The organism is Mesonia aquimarina, from assembly GCF_003667275.1.
Lineage (GTDB): Bacteria > Bacteroidota > Bacteroidia > Flavobacteriales > Flavobacteriaceae > Mesonia > Mesonia aquimarina.
Map to the genome: position 1 here is coordinate 243,649 of NZ_RCNV01000002.1, position 14,801 is coordinate 258,449.

17 protein-coding genes and 1 tRNA gene are annotated in these 14,801 nt (G+C 32.5%); 5 read left to right on the forward strand and 13 right to left on the reverse strand.

What is annotated here, in order from left to right:
- Positions 1–9: 9 nt before the first annotated feature.
- The 4 genes from D9R05_RS04580 to pdxA all read right to left on the reverse strand — a co-directional run bounded on the left by D9R05_RS04580 (position 10) and on the right by pdxA (position 3,092).
- Positions 10–1,005, reverse strand: coding sequence for a beta-ketoacyl-ACP synthase III (locus D9R05_RS04580; protein ID WP_121666055.1), 996 nt, complete (start codon positions 1,003–1,005; stop codon positions 10–12).
- 216 nt (positions 1,006–1,221) lie between these two features.
- The gene (rpmF, locus tag D9R05_RS04585; protein WP_121666056.1) at positions 1,222–1,419 is read right to left on the reverse strand and encodes a 50S ribosomal protein L32; all 198 of its coding nucleotides are present in this window, start codon (positions 1,417–1,419) and stop codon (positions 1,222–1,224) included.
- A gap of 12 nt (positions 1,420–1,431) precedes the next feature.
- A complete protein-coding gene (locus D9R05_RS04590) occupies positions 1,432–1,974 on the reverse strand; it encodes a YceD family protein (protein WP_121666057.1) in 543 nt (180 codons plus the stop codon).
- A gap of 71 nt (positions 1,975–2,045) precedes the next feature.
- Complete coding sequence (gene pdxA, locus D9R05_RS04595; protein ID WP_121666058.1) at positions 2,046–3,092, reverse strand: 4-hydroxythreonine-4-phosphate dehydrogenase PdxA; 1,047 nt, start codon at positions 3,090–3,092, stop codon at positions 2,046–2,048.
- 116 nt (positions 3,093–3,208) lie between these two features.
- On the opposite strand from pdxA, the gene D9R05_RS04600 reads away from it, so the two are divergent.
- Positions 3,209–3,808, forward strand: coding sequence for a riboflavin synthase (locus tag D9R05_RS04600; RefSeq protein WP_121666059.1), 600 nt, complete (start codon positions 3,209–3,211; stop codon positions 3,806–3,808).
- Positions 3,809–3,850: 42 nt separating this feature from the next.
- A complete protein-coding gene (locus D9R05_RS04605; protein WP_121666060.1) occupies positions 3,851–4,459 on the forward strand; it encodes an MCP four helix bundle domain-containing protein in 609 nt (202 codons plus the stop codon).
- Here D9R05_RS04605 and D9R05_RS04610 read toward each other — a convergent pair.
- From D9R05_RS04610 to mce, 5 genes are all read right to left on the reverse strand, one after another.
- Entirely contained in the window at positions 4,434–4,697 is a 264-nt protein-coding gene (locus D9R05_RS04610; RefSeq protein WP_121666061.1) for a hypothetical protein, read from the reverse strand. The two genes, D9R05_RS04605 and D9R05_RS04610, sit on opposite strands and share 26 nt — an antisense overlap.
- Positions 4,697–5,200, reverse strand: coding sequence for a hypothetical protein (locus D9R05_RS04615; protein WP_121666062.1), 504 nt, complete (start codon positions 5,198–5,200; stop codon positions 4,697–4,699). The genes D9R05_RS04610 and D9R05_RS04615 overlap by 1 nt, the downstream gene beginning before the upstream one ends.
- Before the next feature lie 35 nt (positions 5,201–5,235).
- Positions 5,236–5,937 (reverse strand): flavodoxin family protein, encoded by a 702-nt coding sequence (locus tag D9R05_RS04620; RefSeq protein WP_205589268.1) that lies wholly within the window; start codon positions 5,935–5,937, stop codon positions 5,236–5,238.
- A gap of 154 nt (positions 5,938–6,091) precedes the next feature.
- Positions 6,092–6,165: transfer RNA gene (locus D9R05_RS04625), tRNA-Ile, on the reverse strand.
- A 54-nt stretch (positions 6,166–6,219) separates the two neighbouring features.
- Positions 6,220–6,624: a methylmalonyl-CoA epimerase gene (mce, locus tag D9R05_RS04630; protein WP_121666064.1), complete on the reverse strand. Its 405-nt coding sequence runs from the start codon at positions 6,622–6,624 to the stop codon at positions 6,220–6,222.
- A gap of 110 nt (positions 6,625–6,734) precedes the next feature.
- Between mce and rbfA the strand changes: the two genes are divergently transcribed.
- Both rbfA and D9R05_RS04640 read left to right on the forward strand, forming a co-directional pair.
- The gene (gene rbfA / locus D9R05_RS04635; RefSeq protein ID WP_121666065.1) at positions 6,735–7,136 is read left to right on the forward strand and encodes a 30S ribosome-binding factor RbfA; all 402 of its coding nucleotides are present in this window, start codon (positions 6,735–6,737) and stop codon (positions 7,134–7,136) included.
- 2 nt (positions 7,137–7,138) lie between these two features.
- Complete coding sequence (locus tag D9R05_RS04640; protein WP_121666066.1) at positions 7,139–8,341, forward strand: ABC transporter permease; 1,203 nt, start codon at positions 7,139–7,141, stop codon at positions 8,339–8,341.
- Between the two features lie 4 nt (positions 8,342–8,345).
- Here D9R05_RS04640 and D9R05_RS15455 read toward each other — a convergent pair whose 3' ends face one another.
- The 4 genes from D9R05_RS15455 to D9R05_RS04660 form a co-directional block, all read right to left on the reverse strand.
- Positions 8,346–8,894 (reverse strand): SRPBCC family protein, encoded by a 549-nt coding sequence (locus tag D9R05_RS15455; RefSeq protein ID WP_162984898.1) that lies wholly within the window; start codon positions 8,892–8,894, stop codon positions 8,346–8,348.
- 444 nt (positions 8,895–9,338) lie between these two features.
- A complete protein-coding gene (dusB, locus tag D9R05_RS04650) occupies positions 9,339–10,334 on the reverse strand; it encodes a tRNA dihydrouridine synthase DusB (RefSeq protein ID WP_121666068.1) in 996 nt (331 codons plus the stop codon).
- Between the two features lie 69 nt (positions 10,335–10,403).
- Entirely contained in the window at positions 10,404–10,811 is a 408-nt protein-coding gene (locus D9R05_RS15675) for an outer membrane beta-barrel protein (protein WP_121666069.1), read from the reverse strand.
- Positions 10,812–10,813: 2 nt separating this feature from the next.
- Positions 10,814–12,766: an outer membrane beta-barrel family protein gene (locus D9R05_RS04660; protein ID WP_121666070.1), complete on the reverse strand. Its 1,953-nt coding sequence runs from the start codon at positions 12,764–12,766 to the stop codon at positions 10,814–10,816.
- Between the two features lie 225 nt (positions 12,767–12,991).
- Here D9R05_RS04660 and lepA point away from each other — a divergent pair, with 225 nt between their 5' ends.
- On the forward strand, positions 12,992–14,788 hold the full coding sequence (gene lepA / locus D9R05_RS04665; protein WP_121666071.1) for a translation elongation factor 4: 1,797 nt from the start codon (positions 12,992–12,994) through the stop codon (positions 14,786–14,788).
- The last annotated feature ends 13 nt before the right edge of the window (positions 14,789–14,801 follow it).

Below are 14,801 nucleotides of genomic sequence, written 5' to 3' on the forward strand. Positions count from 1 at the left end.
TTTTGTTTTTTAGGAGTTATAAGCCCATTTTAGGTAAATAGAACCCCAGGTAAATCCACCTCCAAAGGAAGCAAAAATAAGATTATCTCCTTGTTTTAATTGGTTTTCAAAATCGCTTAAAAGTAAAGGCAGCGTTGCAGATGTTGTATTTCCGTAACGCTGAATATTCATAAGTACTTTAGAGTTATCTAAATTCATTCTGTTTGCTGTAGCATCTATAATACGCTTATTAGCTTGATGAGCTACGAGCCAATCTACACTTTCGGGAGTTAGATTATTCCGCTTCATAATTTTTTCACTTACCCCTGCCATATTAGAAACAGCAAACTTAAAAACAGTTTTTCCATCTTGCTGAACAAAATGTTGTTTTTTATCTACAGTTTCATGACTTGCTGGAAGTAAAGAACCTCCGGCATCAATTTTTAAGAAGTTTCTACCGATTCCGTCACTTCTCAAGTATTCATCTTGAAATCCATAACCTTCTTCATTGGGTTCAAATAAAGCTGCTCCGGCACCATCTCCAAAAATGATACAGGTAGCTCTATCTTCATAATTTATGATAGAAGACATTTTATCTGCACCAATTACTAATATTTTTTTATATCTGCCTGACTCTATATAGCTGGAAGCAGTAGACATTCCGTATAAAAAACTAGAGCAAGCCGCTTGCAAATCATAAGCAAAAGCATTTACTGCACCTATTTTACTAGCTACATAAACACCAGTGGCGGCAACAGGCATATCTGGAGTGGTAGTTGCAAAAATAAGCATATCTATTTCTGCAGGATCAATATTTTTCCTTTCAATAAGGTCTTGCGCAGCTCTAATCCCTAAATAAGAAGAGCCTTTATCTGGATCCTTAAGTATTCGCCTTTCTTTAATACCGGTACGTGTGGTTATCCATTCGTCGTTGGTCTCAACCAGGTCTTCTAACATTTTGTTAGTTAAAACGTGGTCTGGCACATAAGATCCTACAGCGGTTATAGCTGCTTTTATGTTGTTCATAAAAAAAGATTTATTACACAAACGTAGGCTCTTTCCTACAAAATAATCTGATGAAATTACAAAATTTCACGAAAACAGGGTGCAAATTAAGATGTTTTTAGGACTTAATCAACTGAAAGCTGTTTTGTTTTTAAAATAGAGCCAAATTTATGCTTAAAAAAAACCCTCATCGGTTGGATGAGAGTTTTATATCAATTTCTTGTTTATTTAGAAAGCCTAAGCTTCTACTTCTTCTGTATTGTCTATTAAGACTTGTCCTCTGTAATATAATTTTCCTTCATGCCAGTGTGCTCTGTGAAAAAGGTGAGCTTCTCCTGTAGTAGGATCGGTAGCAATTTGAGGAGCTTTCGCTTTGTAATGCGTTCTTCTCTTATCTCTTCTGGTCTTCGATATCTTTCTCTTAGGATGTGCCATAACTATGTGTTATTATTTATTGTCGTTTAATAATTTTTTTAACTCGTTCCAACGTGGATCAATTTCCTCGTCGCTATCTTTTTCTTCTTTTTGTTTAGGAGCTAATTCTTCTAGCCTATCAAGTATTTCTGAATTTAAAGAGCCGTCTTCTACTCCCGGATGTATTTTTTTATACGGAACGGAAAGAATAATAGCTTCATAAATGTACTGCTGAACCTGTATTTTATATTCGCCGTGCGGAATGATTAATAACTCTTCATTTTCGTCATTATATTCTTCACCAAATTTAATAACCATAGAAAGCTCTCCTTCTATTGGCTGATCAAAAGGCTCGTTAGTAACATCGCAGTTTACGTTTACTACTCCAGCCACTTTAAAATCTAACTCTAACATGGTTGATTTTTTTTCTAGGCTGAGATCTACTTTAACGTCTACTTTGTTAAACTCATCATACTCAAATAACTCAAAGAACGCATTATCTATTTGATAATCATAATGGTGCCTCCCTACTTTTAATCCAACAAACTGGATTTCATACGCTTTAAACTTCTTCATTACATCGGCAGTTTCGGGCGTGCAAATATATAAAATATAATGAATTAACTATATTTATTAACAAAAAATGTTTACAATTTTTTTGACTGCTTTTTTAGCGGATTTTTAGTGAGTTCCTGATACTCTTCTCTATTTTTAAAAATTTCTAGTGCTGAAAAAACTGCTTCTTTGAATGATCTAAAGTCTGCTTCTCCTTTTCCGGCAATCTCATAGGCGGTTCCATGGTCTGGCGAAGTTCGTATTTTTTTTAGTCCAGCGGTATAATTTACACCTTTACCAAAAGAAAGCGTCTTAAATGGGATTAAACCTTGGTCGTGATAGGCTGCTATTACTGCATCAAAATTTTTAAAATTTTTACTACCAAAAAAACTATCGGCAGAAAAAGGACCAAAAACTAATTTTCCTTTATCATTAATTTTTTGAATGCTTGGTTTTAAAACTTCTTCATCTTCTTTTCCGATAACACCATTATCTCCACTATGTGGGTTAATACCTAATATTGCAATTTTTGGCTTTCTTACTCTGAAATCCTTCTTTAGCGTGTCTTCTATAATTCCTACTTTTTTTGTAATGAGTTCTGGAGTAATTACTTCGGCAACATTTTTTACAGGAACATGGTCTGTTAATAAACCAACCTTTAACTGGTCTGAAATCATTAACATTAAACTATTGCCTTCTAAAGTTTTGGCGAGGTAATCTGTATGCCCCGGAAAATTAAATTTTTCTGATTGAATTACATTCTTATTAATCGGCGCGGTTACCAAGGCGTCTATTTTATTTTCTTTTAAAGCTTCGGTTGCAGCTTCTAAAGATTTAAATGCATACTCTCCAATTTTTTTGTCTTCTTGCCCAAAATTTACTTTCACATTTTCTTTCCAAACATTTACTACATTAAATTTTCCATCGATTGCTTTTTCGGGACTGTCAATTCCTTGAATGTTTAAACTTAATTTATAGTGTCTTTTAAAGAATGTAAGTAATTTATTATTGGCAAAAACTACCGGTGTACAAAAATCTAACATGCGAGAGTCTTCAAAAGTTTTTAAAACTACTTCGCTACCAATTCCATTTAGATCGCCAATACTTATTCCTATACGTATTTTTTGTTCTTTTTTCATTTATAAAATTTTTGCAACTTTTAAAGAAACTATTTTTGTTGAGTTTTACTTGAATTATTTCAACAAAATTATCGCTATTTTTGCTCACTACAAATGTAATTAAATAATTGGCAACTATGTTTACAGGAATTATTGAAGAAATTGGGAAAGTTAGCGCTATTGATCAGGAGGGTGAAAACCTGCATATAAGTATTAATGCTAATTTTACTTCAGCTTTAAAAATTGATCAAAGTGTAGCCCATAATGGTGTGTGCTTAACAGTTGTTAATTTAGACGATTCTAACTACACTGTAACTGCCATTAAAGAAACTTTACAAAAAACCAACCTAGGAAAATTAAAGGTTGGCGATGCTGTAAATCTAGAACGCGGTATGAAAATGGGTGCAAGGCTTGATGGCCACATTGTGCAAGGACACGTAGATCAAACCGCTATTTGTAAAGCTATTGAGCCACAAGAGGGAAGTTACCTTTTTACTTTTTCTTATGACCACGCTCTGCAAAATGTAACGATAGAAAAAGGCTCTATTACCATAAATGGTGTTAGTTTAACTGTTGTAAATAGTAAGCTTAATGAGTTTAGTGTAGCTATTATTCCGTACACTTATGGGCATACTACGTTTCAGTTTTTAAAAGAAGGCGATACGGTTAATTTAGAATTTGATGTAATTGGAAAATATGTAAAACGGTTGCTGGAAGTACAAAATAAAGCTGAATAATATCATTTAATTAATAAGCTAAATTTTTAAATTTATAGTAATATGTCTTTTTTCAATAAAATAAAATGGGTTTTAGGGATTCTATTAGTTTTTGTACTCATTGTGATGACAAATTTAATTGATAGAAATAATTTTGTTAGGGTTAAAGATTCTGTTGAAACAATTTATAAAGACCGGCTAATTGTAAAAGATTATATTTTTGATTTTTCAAAATCTATTCAGCAAAAGGAAATTGCTTTAATTTTAAATGATTCTAGTTTTTTTACACAAAAAAATACAGCAGTTAATAATCATATAAATGGAATTATTAACCGTTATGAGCAAACAAAATTAACTGCAAAGGAAACTCGTGTTTTTAGAAATTTTAAAAATAATTTTCAAGATTTGGTTAACTCTGAAAGTTCATTATTAAAAACGGGGTTTGCTAATAAAGATAAATCGATTAGTTATATTTCTAACATTAAACAAAACCTTAATGAGTTATCTGAAATTCAACTGAAAGAAGGCAGCAGGCAAATGTCTATCAGTAAAAAAGCAGTTGATACCGTAGAGTTGTTTACCCAAATAGAAATTTATTTAATGATTTTTCTTGCCCTTGGCATTCAAATTATTGTAATGTACAATCCTAAAGAAAAATCATCACAAAAATAGTTCCTATAGAAATAAATATTGGTAAAAAATATTTTAACCCTTTAGAAAATTTAGATTTCCCCCAAATTACTAAAGAAAAAATTGGCAGTAAAAAAGTTGCTGCTACCGCTATAAGTGAAGTAAGTTCATAAATAGCCCCTAATACCACATAGTCATAGATATTTATAGTTTTTGTCACTAACCAATATAGCAAAAGTATTACCGAAACAAGAGTTAATATTTTTGGTATATTTTTCATTAGTTTTTTATTTCTAGAAACTGGTGAAGCTTTTTTACCAAAGCTTGATGCTGGGTGTTTAGTTTAGCGATTACCGCAATTATTGGAAACCCCTCTATATCTTTTACATCTAGACTTTTTTGGTCTACTTTTTCTGGTAATTTAGTATTGACTATTTTTATAATTTTTGAAGCTTCTTTATTCAATTCTGACAAACTTCCATTCTTTAAAAGTTCGCTGTCAGGGTTTAATTCAGTTTCTAAATTTTCATAATCACTTTCTAATTCTGAAATAATAGCTTCTTTTTGGGTCTTATATTCGTTCAAACTTATGCGTATAAAACGCATTTCTAACATTGCTTCTCTATTTGTCTCTTGTAAATTTTGTAAACTATCTATCGCCTTTTCTTCGGTCGCAATAGTTTTTTCGAGGTCTTTATTTATTTTAAAAAAAGCGCTTATTACTTCATTCTGACAAGCTACTGCAGCGAATGTAATTAAAAAAAGTAGGATTGTTTTTTTCATAAAGGTTAAATATAAGAACGCAAACTTAATCTTTTCTAACGATATTCTGGGTTTTCAAAGTTCCATCTTTTTCCCTTGTCCCAATCTTCTCTTGAATTTCCATAGGCAGGATAACCGTTTTGTTCTTTTAGCATTTTTGCTAAATGCAATAAATTGTAAGTTAAAAATGTAGTGTTTCGGTTTGTAAAATCATTGTTCTTTGCATCGGACTCTTCATCTAAATAACTTGGCCCCGGGCCAACTTCTCCAATCCACCCGCTATCGGCTTGTGGCGGTATTGAATAACCTACGTGTTGTAGCGAATAAAGTAAACCCATTGCACAGTGTTTTACACCATCTTCATTACCGGTAATAATGCATCCGCCTACTTTTCCGTAAAAAATATACTGTCCTTTTTTATTTGTTTTTCCGCTCATTGCATAAAGCCGCTCAATAAGTTTTTGAGCAATAGAAGATTTTTCGCCAAGCCAAATTGGGGTTCCTACTATTAAAATATCGGCTTTAAAAATGCGATCAAATAATTGAGGCCATTCATCTTTTTGCCAACCGTGCTCGGTCATATCAGGATAAACACCACTAGCTACTTCATGATCTACCAAGCGTATTTCATCAACTTCAACTTTTTCTTTCTTCATAATATTTTTAGAAAGATTCATTAATCCGGAAGTATGACTAGTTTCTGGAGATTTTTTTAATGTACAATTTACATAAACGGCTTTAAGCAGGCTAAAATCCATTGCAGACAATTTAGGTTATCGTTTTAAAGATAAGCTATTTGTCTAATTTTTAAAAAAAAGTACTTTTCTTAAAAAATACTGATGCCCTATATAATCTAAAAATAAAAAGCCTTACAAACATTCTATTTGTAAGGCTTTTTTAAGATAAAATTTGTGGTCCCACCTGGGCTCGAACCAGGGACCCCTTGATTATGAGTCAAGTGCTCTAACCAGCTGAGCTATAGGACCCGAAACGGTTGGCAAAAATATACAATAGATTTTTAGGAGACAACTATTTTTAGCTTAATTTTTTATCTCCTCGCAAAGTTCTACCAAAACACCATGAGAAGATTTTGGATGTAAAAATGCAACTCGTTTATTATCAGCACCTTTTTTGGGATTTTCATTTAAGACCGTAAATCCCTTTGCTTTTAATTCTTCTATTTCTTTTTCAATATCATCTACCGCAAAAGCAATATGGTGTATGCCTTCTCCTTTTTTATCAATAAATTTTGCAATCGGACTCTCAGGATTTGTTGCCGCTAATAATTCAATTTTACTTTCTCCGGCTCTAAAAAACGAAGTCAGCACGCCTTCACTCTCCACGCCTTCTTCTTTATAAGGCTCTTCGTTTAATAACTGACTGTATAATTTATTAGCTTCTTCTAAGTTTTTAACAGCAATACCTAAATGTTCTATTTTTTTCATCTAACTTTTTTTAAAGGTTTTGTATTATAAAAATAGGCTTAATTGTAAGAAATTTTCTATTTTTTGTTCTACAAAAATACCATAACTTTTAAAAAGGCTACTTTTGCACTATGGAAGAAACAAACAGACAAAAAAAAATTGGTGGGGTTTTACAAAAAGACCTTACCGATGTAATACAAGAAGAATTAAGAAAAGCAGGTGAAAACCGTGTAATAGTTTCGGTTTCTAAAGTTCGAGTAACAACAGATCTTTCTATTGCGAAAGCTTATATTAGTATTTTTCCGAATGAAAAAGCTAAACCGATTTTAGAAGAGTTAAAATCTATAAAATCTCAACTGAAGCATCAAATTGCACTACGCACAAAAAATCAGCTTCGAAAAATGCCCGATCTTTCCTTATTTCTAGATGATTCTTTAGAGCATATAGATTCGATTGAAAAGGCTGTAAAAGGAGATGAAGAAGAAGATCCTATTAAAAACCCAGATTTACTAGACAAACGCAAAAAGTCTTAAAATTGAATTTTTCGTATTACATCGCCAAGCGGTATTTGTTTACAAAAAGCAAAAACAACGCCATCAATATTATTACCATTATTGCGGGTATTGGTGTTTTTGCCGGTGCTTTGGCTTTGTTTATTGTACTTTCAGGTTTTTCGGGTTTAAAAGAATTTAGTCTTTCTTTTTCTAATGAATTTGATCCAGATTTAAAAGTACTACCAACTACCGGAAAAACATTTTCTCTATCTCAAGAAGAAAAGAACCGATTAAAAGAAATTTCGGGCATCAAAAATTATTCAAGTATAGTTGAAGAACGTGTATTGCTGAATTTTAATAAGAAAAACTTACCTGCTTTTATTAAAGGCATAGATGATAATTATCTGAATGTTAACCACGTAGACAGTGCTCTTATTGCCGGAACGTGGCTACATCAACAAGAAAAACAAGTTGTAATAGGAGCAAGCATTTCGCGTAAGCTTTCATTGGGCGTGATGGATTACAGCGGAATGTTAAAAATGATGGTTCCTCGCCCGGGAAAAGGACAAGTTATCGACCCGAGAAAAGCTTTTCATTCAGAAAAAGCGATGGTTATTGGGGTTTATAACATCAATGAAGAACTTAACGGAAAATATGTATTTACTCCACTAACGTTAGCGCAAGACTTATTAGAGCTCGATGAAAATAGTATTTCAGGTATAGAAATAGAACTTAAAAACACCGAGCAAGAAATTGCGGTTACTCAAGAGCTTCGTAAAATTTTTGATGAAGAAAATTTCAGTATTAAAAATAGAATGCAGTTAAATGATAAACTCTATAAAATGCTAAACACAGAAAATTTAGCGGTTTATCTAATTTTTACGTTGGTGCTAATTATTGCATTATTCAACGTGGGCGGAGCAATTGTTATGGCAATTTTAGACAAGCAACATAATATTAAAACACTTTTTAATTTAGGCGCTCGCGCTAAAGAAATAAAACGAATATTCTTTTTGCAAGGTTCACTTTTAACATTTATTGGTGGTGTGCTTGGTTTATTTGTAGGTTGGCTAATTATCTTTTTACAGCTAAAATTTGATCTGGTTATGATTACTCCTACTCTAGCTTATCCTGTAAAATTAGTAGCCGAAAATTTTGTAGTCGTCTTTTTTACAATTATGATTTTAGGCGTAAGTGCCTCCTATATTGGGGCAACTCGGGTTGGAAAAATTCTAAGAGATTAAGAATTTATAAATTCAAATTCTCTTCAGATTCTTTTTTTATATGCCTTAAAACCCTCTTATGAATTCTGTGAATAATAAAGTCTGACCAGGACTTCCAATAAAACTCAGGTGAAATTGAAACTTTATACCAAGTAGTTCCTTCTATTTCTGTTTTATTACTATTTATTTTTTTTAGTTTAAATTGTCCTTTGTAAGACTTAAAATAACCTTCTAGATGTGGTGGGTGAACTTCATAAAATGGATTTATTTCATTCATCGGTATAGGTTGTTCTTTTACATCGAACTGAAGCAAAGTTGGTTTATTCCAAGTTGTAATTGGCTCAACAAAACTTCCGGTCGTAAAATTACAATATCTAACTGCTCCTACTCCATTTCCTTTAATTTCAGCATCAACTGGATATGAAATTCCTGTTTTAAATATCCAATCTTCAGGCTCTTCGAGTTTATCAAATTGAATTACATTTTCCCAGACTTTCTCTATAGGAGCATCAATAACAATTTTTGTTTTAACAGGAGTTAATTCAGCTGGTAAATTAATATAATCAAAACTCATAAAGCCTAAGCACAAAATAACAAGAAGAGAATTTACTATTTTCGATTTTAAAAATTTTCTTTCAGAAATTATAAAGCCAATATAAGATCCCAACCAAATGCTCAATAACAGCAACGGACTTGCCATTATAACACAAATAAGTCCTTCAATTGCTAAAACAAAAAGTAGCAAAATAGTGCAAAGTGCTGTGAAAAAACTTAATTTATATGCCTGAGCTTTCGTAACCTTTTTTCTTATACCAAAAATATAAGGTGGTAAAAAACCTATAAGAAAAGGTATCAAAATAAATAATAACCAACCATAACTTTCAAAAAGATAAATAGATAAATAACCAAGAGCATAAGTACTAATTATCGTAATTAGAATTGAAACTATACCCGCTCTAGTCCAAATTTCCCGCATTTATCAATATATAAAGTTATAATTTTATTAAAGCTCTGAACACTACCTACTAAAAACAAAATCACCAAACTCTTGTTCAACCTCATCAAAGGCAGCAAAAACATCGGCAGCATCGTCGCTGGTCACCATTTTCATGCGGTATTCTTTAAAATGTGGTATTCCTTTAAAGTAATTAGTATAGTGACGACGCGTTTCAAAAACACCAAGCTTCTCTCCTTTCCAATCGATTGCCATTTGCAAGTGTCTTCTAGCGGCTTCTACGCGTTCTATCATTGTTGGCGGATCTAAATGCTCACCGGTTTCAATATAATGCTTCACTTCTCTAAAAAACCAAGGGTAACCAATACAAGCTCGACCAATCATTGCGCCGTCTAATCCGTATTTATCACGCATTTCTACTGCACGTTCAGGGGAATTTACATCTCCATTACCAAAAACAGGAATGTGCATACGTGGGTTGTTTTTTACCTCAGCAATCGGATTCCAATCGGCATCGCCCTTGTACATTTGTACACGTGTTCTGCCGTGAATAGAAATTGCCTGGCAACCAACATCTTGCAAACGTTCAGCAACTTCTACAATTTTAATTGAATCGTTATCCCAACCTAATCTGGTTTTAACTGTAACGGGAAGTTTGGTATGTTTTACCATCGCTTCGGTTAAGGAAACCATCTTGTCGATATCTTTTAGAATTCCGGCACCGGCTCCTTTAGAAACCACTTTTTTTACCGGACATCCAAAGTTTATATCAATAATGTCGGGCCCTGATTTTTCAACGATTTCTACCGATTCCAGCATTGCTTCTAGATCGGCTCCAAAAATTTGAATTCCAATAGGGCGTTCTTTTTCGTAAATATCTAGCTTCATTACGCTTTTTGCAGCATCACGTATTAAGCCTTCAGAAGAGATAAATTCTGTATACATCACATCGGCACCTTGCTCTTTGCATAATGCTCTAAAAGGAGGATCGCTCACATCTTCCATTGGTGCTAACAATAATGGAAATTCGCCTACATCTATATCGCCTATTTTTGCCAAATCAATTTATTTTAGACCGCAAAATTAATAAATAAACAGCGAATAATATTTTTTTCAAGTATCGAACTCTTAATTTATGCGTTCGCGTTCTTTAGAGTCTATAGTTTTTTGGTTGCTCTTTAGTTTAAAATTACCGAAATTATAGGTGAAACCTAAACGGAAATATCTGTTTTCCGGTAGAGCATAAAAACCATTATCTTGGTTTAAATAATCTGAACGAAGCCAAGTTGCTTGTTGATTTAAAATATCGGCTACATGCATAGAAACCTCTGCTCTACCGTTCCAAAATGTTTTTCGTAAACCTAAAGAAATACTTGAAATTTCTTCCATTAAATAAGAACCTTGAATAAAGGAAGAAAAATATAAGAAGCTTACATCAGCAGAAAAAGTTTTGTCTTTTGTGAATTTAAAATTGTTATAAACCGAAGCATAAAAACCATCGGTTTTATTAGTCACTTGTTGATTATTGCTTTCTATAGCTAAAAAGTTTCATCTTCATAGTAAACCGATAAAATTGCCTGTGCGTACCACCATTTTTTGATGGATCTTCTATGTAAAAATTCCACTCCGTACGAATTACTTTCTAATACATTGGCATAAATAGAGCGTAAATTTAGCTGTTCGTTATCTTGAAAAACCAGTTGAGTTGCATTATTGCCGTTGTCACGATAATAAAAATCAAAAATATATGCATTTTTAAACGTGTAATTTAAATTGAAATTATTACTGATAGCTGCACTTAAATTAGGATTTCCCGATTGAAAATTATTTTCATTTAAAAAATACCGAAACGGATTTAAACTTTTATAACGAGGTCTTTTTATTTTTCTTCCGTAATCAAATGAAAATTCGTGGTCTTTAGAAAGCTTATATTTTATATGCAAGTTAGGAAAGAGCTCAACATAATCTCTTTTGGTTACTTGTTCTGTTCCGGTTGAATGTCCTTCTCTATGTGTGTCTTCTATTCTTAATCCAAAGGTTAAACCAAATTTATCCCAGTTTCTACTTCCTTCAGCATAAAAAGCAGTAATATATTCATGGTAATCAAACTCATCAAGCAGAGGAACTTCCTGAAAGCTTGATGCTGTAGTATTCACATCGAAAAACTCAAGTTTACTATTAGAGTCAATTCTAGATATTTTAGCACCGGTATTGAAATCTACATCTCCTATTTTTGTCTGAAAATCCGCTTGAAGAGCGTAAATATTTATCTTTTGATATGCTTCTGTATTAAAAGAGTTCTCATTAATTAACATTCCAGAAGGTAAAAAATAATCTGTTAAAACATCTTGTTTTTTATCCTGATGGTAATAGGTAAAATGTGCATCTACCGATAGTTTGGTTATTTCTTCATCAAAAAAATGAACGTATTTTATATTAGTAGCAGAATTTAGCATATCGTTATCTAAATTACTTCTCGTACTAAAAGTAGAATCTAACTGTTTTTGGTTATTAAAAATTTTAGTTTCCACTTCATTAAAAACATCTTCATTTGGAGAAAACAATATATTGCTATTTAGACTTATTGTGTTAGATTTATTAATCTCATAATCTAAAATAGCGTGTGCGTTTTGCGATACACTTCTTGTGGTTTTATCAAAATCTGTTTGCCAAGTTGAAAAAACTTCATCTTGTAGATTGATGTAATTGATATAACTCGTATCGGTCTTAAATTTCTTTAGCGGATTTATACTATAATTTATAAAGAAATTAAACTTCTTAGTACGATAGTAATGGCTTGTTCCTACTTGATATTTTGCATAAATCCCTTGAGAATAATTTTTATAAATGCTTCCTTTATAAGTTGGCAATAAAACCTTAGAAGTAATAATGTTTAAAATTGGACCATCTTCTGCATCATATTTTGCTGAAGGGTTATGTATCACTTCAATAGATCTAATATTTTCTGCAGAATAACTTTCTAACAACTGCTTTCGTTCTGTTGTAGAAAGATATACTTTCTGACTGTTTATATAAATAGTTGCTTGTTGATTTCTTACTAGTAAATCATTTTGAACGCTTATAACTCCGGGGGTTTGTTTAAGTAAGCTCCATGTATTCCCTGAAGATAAACTTGTATTCTCTACATTAAAAATAAGCTTGCCATCTTCTTTCCTAATATTAGGTTGTTTTATTTCTATTTGAACTTCAGATAAATGAGATTGATTTGTTGATAACACTATTGGGTTTAAAATTGTATCCTCAAGCAAATCTATTTGTAATTCTTCTTTCGTGAAACCCATAAAGCTAACATGAAGGACATAGCTTCCCCTAGGGATATCTTCAAAAATAAAGTCCCCCGATTTATTAGAAATCGTGCCTTGAATAAAGTCTGTATTTTCAGCAGAAAATAAACTTAAATTCACATATTCTAGTACCCGTTTATCTTTACCCAATACTTTCCCTGAAATGGAATGTTGAGCATGTAGCATAAAAGGAAAAAGAATTAAAATAAATAGTATTTTTCTAGTCAATAATCTAAAAATTGCTAAGCTGGTTTTCTCTTTGCAATGCAAGATAGCATAAACTTACCAAATAGAATATCAATTTTCCTTTTCAAAAAGCTATATTTGCAACAAATTTTCTCTTGAGTGGCTTAAAATGAGAATCTTATAAAAAAAGCCCTTAAGATTTTAACAACTGAAGTTGAGATATATATGAAGCATATCCGAAATTTTTGCATAATTGCCCATATTGATCATGGTAAAAGTACCTTAGCCGACAGATTATTAGATTTCACAGGTTCTGTTACCGATCGGGAAAAGCAAGAACAATTATTAGATAGTATGGACTTAGAACGTGAACGTGGAATCACTATTAAAAGTCACGCTATTCAAATGAATTTTCCATACAACGGAGAAGAATATACATTAAACTTAATAGACACGCCAGGACACGTAGATTTTTCTTACGAAGTTTCTAGATCTATAGCCGCTTGCGAAGGTGCTTTGCTAGTTGTTGATGCTGCACAAAGCATACAAGCACAAACTATTTCTAATCTTTATTTGGCATTAGAAAATGATTTAGAGATAATCCCAGTTTTAAATAAAGTAGATTTACCTAGCGCTAATCCAGAAGAAGTTACAGATGATATTGTTGATCTTTTAGGCTGCGAACGAGACGAAATTATTCCTGCCAGCGCAAAAACCGGTTTAGGAATAGATGAAATTTTAGCCGCCATTATTCAACGTGTTCCTGCTCCCTCAGGAAAAGTAGATGCGCCCCTACGTGCTTTAATTTTTGATTCAGTTTACAATCCTTTTAGAGGTGTAGAAACCTTTTTTAGAGTAATTAATGGAAGTATAAAAAAAGGACAACAGATTAAGTTTGTTAACACTAATAAAAGTTATACAGCTGATGAAGTTGGTACATTAAAGCTGAAACAATTTCCCCAAAAAGAAATTAAAACCGGTGATGTTGGGTATTTAATTACAGGAATTAAAGACGCACGCGAAGTAAAAGTAGGAGATACAATTACCGATGCCCAAAACCCCACCACAGAAGCTGTCGCAGGATTTGAAGATGTAAAACCTATGGTTTTTGCAGGAATCTATCCTGTTGATACCGAAGATTATGAAGAGCTTCGTTCTTGTATGGAAAAGCTACAACTAAACGATGCTTCATTGGTTTTTCAACCTGAAAGCTCCGCAGCATTAGGCTTTGGTTTTCGTTGTGGGTTTTTAGGAATGCTTCACCTAGAAATTATTCAAGAGCGCTTAGAACGTGAGTTTGATATGACCGTAATTACTACGGTTCCTAACGTTTCTTACTATGCTTTTACTAATAAAGAACCAGACGAAATTCTACTGGTTAATAACCCGTCTGACCTTCCTGAACCTTCAAAACTTGATCGTGTAGAAGAGCCTTTTATTAAAGCCACTATAATTACAAAAGCAGATTTTGTTGGCCCCGTAATGTCTTTATGTATTGAAAAACGAGGAGAAATTGTTAATCAAACTTATTTAACAACAGAACGAGTAGAGCTTACTTTTAATATGCCGCTAGCTGAAATTGTATTTGATTTTTATGATCGTTTAAAAACCGTATCTAAAGGTTACGCTTCTTTTGATTATGCTCCAATCGGTATGAAGCCGTCTAAATTAGTAAAAGTTGATGTTTTGCTTAACGGAAATACTGTAGATGCTTTATCTGCATTATTACACGTGGATAATGCTTACGACATTGGGAAAAAGATGTGTGAAAAACTAAAAGAGCTTATTCCGCGTCAACAATTTGATATTCCAATTCAAGCTGCCATCGGTGCAAAAATTATCGCTCGAGAAACCGTAAAAGCTTTACGAAAAGATGTAACAGCAAAATGTTACGGTGGAGATATTTCTAGAAAACGTAAGCTGTTAGAAAAACAGAAAAAAGGAAAGAAACGTATGCGCCAAGTTGGTAATGTAGAAATTCCGCAAGAAGCATTTATGGCTGTTTTAAAATTAAATGATTAAAAAAAAACCTCCA

Excerpts from the sequence above, each read along its gene's own strand:
- D9R05_RS04580 (WP_121666055.1), bottom strand. The coding sequence starts at position 1,005 with ATGAACAACATAAAAGCAGCTATAACCGCTGTAGGATCTTATGTGCCA.
- rpmF (WP_121666056.1), bottom strand. The coding sequence starts at position 1,419 with ATGGCACATCCTAAGAGAAAGATATCGAAGACCAGAAGAGATAAGAGA.
- D9R05_RS04590 (WP_121666057.1), bottom strand. The coding sequence starts at position 1,974 with ATGAAGAAGTTTAAAGCGTATGAAATCCAGTTTGTTGGATTAAAAGTA.
- pdxA (WP_121666058.1), bottom strand. The coding sequence starts at position 3,092 with ATGAAAAAAGAACAAAAAATACGTATAGGAATAAGTATTGGCGATCTA.
- D9R05_RS04600 (WP_121666059.1), top strand. The coding sequence starts at position 3,209 with ATGTTTACAGGAATTATTGAAGAAATTGGGAAAGTTAGCGCTATTGAT.
- D9R05_RS04605 (WP_121666060.1), top strand. The coding sequence starts at position 3,851 with ATGTCTTTTTTCAATAAAATAAAATGGGTTTTAGGGATTCTATTAGTT.
- D9R05_RS04610 (WP_121666061.1), bottom strand. The coding sequence starts at position 4,697 with ATGAAAAATATACCAAAAATATTAACTCTTGTTTCGGTAATACTTTTG.
- D9R05_RS04615 (WP_121666062.1), bottom strand. The coding sequence starts at position 5,200 with ATGAAAAAAACAATCCTACTTTTTTTAATTACATTCGCTGCAGTAGCT.
- D9R05_RS04620 (WP_205589268.1), bottom strand. The coding sequence starts at position 5,937 with ATGGATTTTAGCCTGCTTAAAGCCGTTTATGTAAATTGTACATTAAAA.
- mce (WP_121666064.1), bottom strand. The coding sequence starts at position 6,624 with ATGAAAAAAATAGAACATTTAGGTATTGCTGTTAAAAACTTAGAAGAA.
- rbfA (WP_121666065.1), top strand. The coding sequence starts at position 6,735 with ATGGAAGAAACAAACAGACAAAAAAAAATTGGTGGGGTTTTACAAAAA.
- D9R05_RS15455 (WP_162984898.1), bottom strand. The coding sequence starts at position 8,894 with ATGAGTTTTGATTATATTAATTTACCAGCTGAATTAACTCCTGTTAAA.
- D9R05_RS04660 (WP_121666070.1), bottom strand. The coding sequence starts at position 12,766 with ATGCTACATGCTCAACATTCCATTTCAGGGAAAGTATTGGGTAAAGAT.
- lepA (WP_121666071.1), top strand. The coding sequence starts at position 12,992 with ATGAAGCATATCCGAAATTTTTGCATAATTGCCCATATTGATCATGGT.